General features: G+C 44.6%; 3 protein-coding genes. All 3 read left to right on the top strand.

The features are described 5' to 3' along the window. Nucleotides 1–1,707 (top strand): EAL domain-containing protein (locus CAG68_RS15980; protein ID WP_161441353.1); only part of this gene is annotated, 1,707 nt, incomplete at its 5' end. A gap of 212 nt (nt 1,708–1,919) precedes the next feature. Beyond that, nucleotides 1,920–3,113, top strand: coding sequence for a glycine C-acetyltransferase (locus tag CAG68_RS15975; protein WP_005375095.1), 1,194 nt, complete (start codon nt 1,920–1,922; stop codon nt 3,111–3,113). A gap of 44 nt (nt 3,114–3,157) precedes the next feature. After that, on the top strand, nt 3,158–4,178 hold a 1,021-nt coding region (gene tdh, locus CAG68_RS15970), incomplete at its 3' end, for an L-threonine 3-dehydrogenase (RefSeq protein ID WP_161441352.1).

Here is a 4,178-nt window from a genome sequence, read left to right as displayed (position 1 = left end):
GATAGTTATAGCCGAATGGTGCTAAAAATAAAAGACGTGGAAATGGTTGTATGGGATACCATAAATAAAACACCTTCTCACAATAAGGATGAGAACTATTTCGTTTCTGAGGCTATAGACGGAAAAATTTACTTTGAAGTGCCTGTGGATAAACATCACTTCAAATTGATGGCGTGGTTCGAGCCTTTGAGTGAACGAGATATATTTACATCACGGCTCTTTATTATTGGTTTGAGTATTCTGGCCGTTATGATCGTCATTGCTTTATGTTATGCATTCATCACGAACAATAATAGGATTGAATTGAAAATTAAGCTTGAGGAAGAAAAAAAGCGTAAAGATATTCTTTCTCAACAGAATAAAAAATTAACGAACGAAATTGAACGCCGAAAAGCGTCTGAAAAAGAACTCGCCTTCCAAGCTAAATATGACACATTAACTAATTTGCCTAATCGTAGTTATGGTTCCGAGCGATTGGCTTTGGAGTTAATTAGGGCATCGCGTAGTGGGTCTAAAGTTTTGGTGATGTTCATCGACTTAGACCACTTTAAGCAGATTAACGATTCAATGGGACACTTTGTTGGGGATGAAATCCTTAAACTCAGTGCTCAGCGACTGTATCAAGTCGCGAGAAAAACAGACTTATTGGCGAGAATTGGTGGGGATGAGTTTTTACTCGTCATCCCTGATTTGCCTGATAATGATACTGCAAAGCGAGTTGCTTCAAGTGTACTTTCGGCGTTTAACGATCCGTTTGTTTGGAACAACCATGAATTCTTCTTGAGTAGCAGCGTCGGAATGTCTGTGTTCCCGGATGATGGAGACAACGCTGAGCAGCTTCTTGCATGTGCAGATATGGCAATGTATCGGGCGAAACAAGATGGGCGTGATGGCTTTTGTTTTTATAACCATAATATGAACCAAGACTTGCAACGCTACTTAGATCTGGAAAATCGTCTGAGAAGTGCGATCTCCAATCAGTTGTTAGAGCTGTATTATCAGCCAATTATTGAGCTGAGTAGTGGTAAAATCGTAGGGGCAGAAGCGCTAATGCGTTGGAATGATGACAAGTACGGATTCGTAAACCCTGAAGAGTTTATCTCTATTGCAGAGAAAAATGGTTTAATTCATCAAATTGGTGAGTTTGCTATTCAACAAGCGTGTCGACAAGCGGCACAATGGCAGAGTCTGACTCCGTTGTTTGTTTCTGTAAACTTTTCTAGTGTTCAATTTAGGTACTGCGAGCGCTTACTTACGTTTATTAAACACAGCCTTGAGGAGTCTGGTCTTCCGTCAGATAAGTTCGATATTGAAGTGACAGAAAGTCTCCTCTTCAATCACGATTCTGAGCTATTAGACATGCTTAATAACTTACGAGCGTTAGGCACCAAACTTACTATTGATGATTTTGGTACTGGTTATTCTGCGCTGAGTTACTTGCAGAAGTTTCCGTTCGACCGCTTAAAAATTGATCGTAGCTTTATGCAAAATATGTTCGAGAACGACTCAGACCGCGAGCTTGTGAACGTAATCATAGCAATGGCAAAAGCGCTGGATCTTAAGATCGTCGCAGAAGGCATCGAAGAACAGCGTCATGTGGATTACCTGAAAAACCTAAACTGTGAGTTCGGACAAGGTTTCCACTATAGTCGACCATTACCTGCTAAGGACTTTGAAGCACTTTTGGCTAAGCCTACCTGGCTATAATTCCTTTTATAACAACCTCATAGAAAAGCATTAATCGAATTTGTGCCTAGGATTCATTAATGCTTTTCCACCTTAAGGTATAATCCTTCCTCCTTCCTTGAATTACACTACAATTAATTGATGAGTGATAGCCCGTGACGCCCGTCACATAAAGGCTCAACCTAATTCTAAACGAGTAAATACTCGCCAAAATAACTAGGAAGGAATTTCAAATGTCTTCTGCATTCTACCAACAGATTCAGCAGCAAATCGAAGAAGTAAAGGCGGAAGGCCTTTACAAATCAGAGCGTGTCATTACGTCTCAACAGCAAGCGGCTGTTAAAATCTCTACTGGTGAAGAAGTACTAAACTTCTGTGCGAACAACTACCTTGGCCTTGCCAACCACCCGGCACTTATCGAAGCGGGTAAAGCAGGCATGGACGAGCACGGCTTTGGTATGGCTTCAGTACGTTTTATCTGTGGTACGCAAGACATCCACAAAGAGCTTGAGCAGAAGCTTTCTAAGTTCCTAGGTAAAGAAGATACGATTCTTTACACATCATGTTTCGACGCAAACGCGGGCCTATTTGAAACTATTCTAGGCAAAGAAGACGCAATCATCTCTGACGCTTTAAACCACGCGTCAATCATCGATGGTGTTCGTCTATGTAAAGCAATGCGTTTCCGCTACTCAAACAACAACATGGAAGAGCTAGAGCAACAACTGATCGCTGCGAAAGAAGCAGGTGCTCGCCACATTCTTATCGTAACGGACGGTGTGTTCTCAATGGACGGCGTAGTAGCAAACCTTCCGGCTATCTGTGACCTAGCAGAGAAGTACGGCGCGTTGACTATGGTTGATGACTCTCACGCTGTTGGCTTCATGGGCAAAACAGGTGCAGGTACGCACGAGCACCACAACGTGGTTGACCGTATCGACATCATCACTGGTACGCTAGGCAAAGCAATGGGCGGCGCTTCAGGCGGTTACACATCTGGTAAAGCGGAAGTGATTGACTGGCTACGTCAGCGTTCTCGTCCATACCTATTCTCTAACTCTGTTGCACCAGCAATCGTAAGCGCTTCTATCCGCGTTCTAGATCTACTAGAAGAGAGCGGTGACCTACGTGATCGTCTATGGGAAAACGCAGCACACTTCCGTACTCGTATGGAAGACGCGGGTTTCACAATGGGTGGTGCTGACCACGCAATCATCCCAATCATGCTTGGCGACGCAAAAGTAGCAGCAGAATTTGCAGAGCGTGCGCTGGAGAAAGGCATCTACGTAATCGGCTTCTCATTCCCTGTAGTACCAAAAGGTCAAGCGCGTATCCGTACTCAAATGTCTGCGGCGCACTCTCGCGAGCAACTAGACCGTGCAATCGACGCGTTCATCCAAGTTGGTAAGGACATGGGTCTTATTTAAGATTCTAGGCCTTAGATAATAGGGCCTTTAATTAAGGTTACATTATGAAAATTAAAGCATTATCAAAGCTAAAGCCTGAAGAAGGCATCTGGATGACTGAGGTTGATAAACCTGAAGTTGGCCATAACGACATTCTGATCAAAATTAAGAAAACCGCTATCTGTGGTACAGACGTACACATCTACAACTGGGACGAATGGTCACAAAAGACAATTCCAGTGCCTATGGTTGTCGGTCACGAATACGTGGGTGAAGTGGTTGCGATTGGTCAGGAAGTTCGTGGCTTTGAAATCGGTGACCGCGTATCTGGCGAAGGTCACATCACGTGTGGTCATTGTCGTAACTGTCGTGGCGGCCGTACTCACCTATGTCGTAACACGATTGGTGTGGGCGTTAACCGCGAAGGTGCATTCGCAGAATACCTAGTGATCCCAGCGTTCAACGCGTTCAAGATCCCTGAAGGCATCTCTGACGATCTAGCGTCTATCTTTGACCCGTTTGGTAACGCAGTACACACAGCACTTTCTTTCGACCTAGTAGGCGAAGACGTGCTTATCACAGGTGCTGGCCCAATCGGTATCATGGCAGCGGCAGTAGCAAAGCACGTTGGTGCTCGCCACGTAGTGGTCACAGACGTGAACGAATACCGTCTAGAACTTGCTCGTAAGATGGGTGTAACACGCGCAGTAAACGTGGCTGAAGAGAAGCTAGAAGACGTAATGGCTGAGCTAGGCATGACAGAAGGCTTCGACGTTGGTCTAGAAATGTCTGGTAACCCAGCAGCATTCAACTCAATGCTAACCACAATGAACCACGGTGGTCGCATTGCACTACTCGGTATTCCACCGTCAGACATGGGTATCGACTGGAACCAAGTTATCTTCAAAGGCTTGGTGATCAAAGGTATCTACGGTCGCGAAATGTTCGAAACTTGGTACAAGATGGCTTCACTGATCCAATCTGGTCTGGATCTATCGCCAATCATCACGCACCACTACAAGATTGATGACTTCCAAGAAGGCTTCGATGTAATGCGCAGCGGTATGTCAGGCAAAGTTATTCTTG

Source organism: Vibrio sp. V42_P2S4T144, assembly GCF_009904715.1.
Taxonomy (GTDB): domain Bacteria; phylum Pseudomonadota; class Gammaproteobacteria; order Enterobacterales; family Vibrionaceae; genus Vibrio; species Vibrio alginolyticus.
The sequence above is the reverse complement of the archived record's forward strand: the minus strand, read 5'-3'. Positions and strand labels throughout refer to the sequence as shown.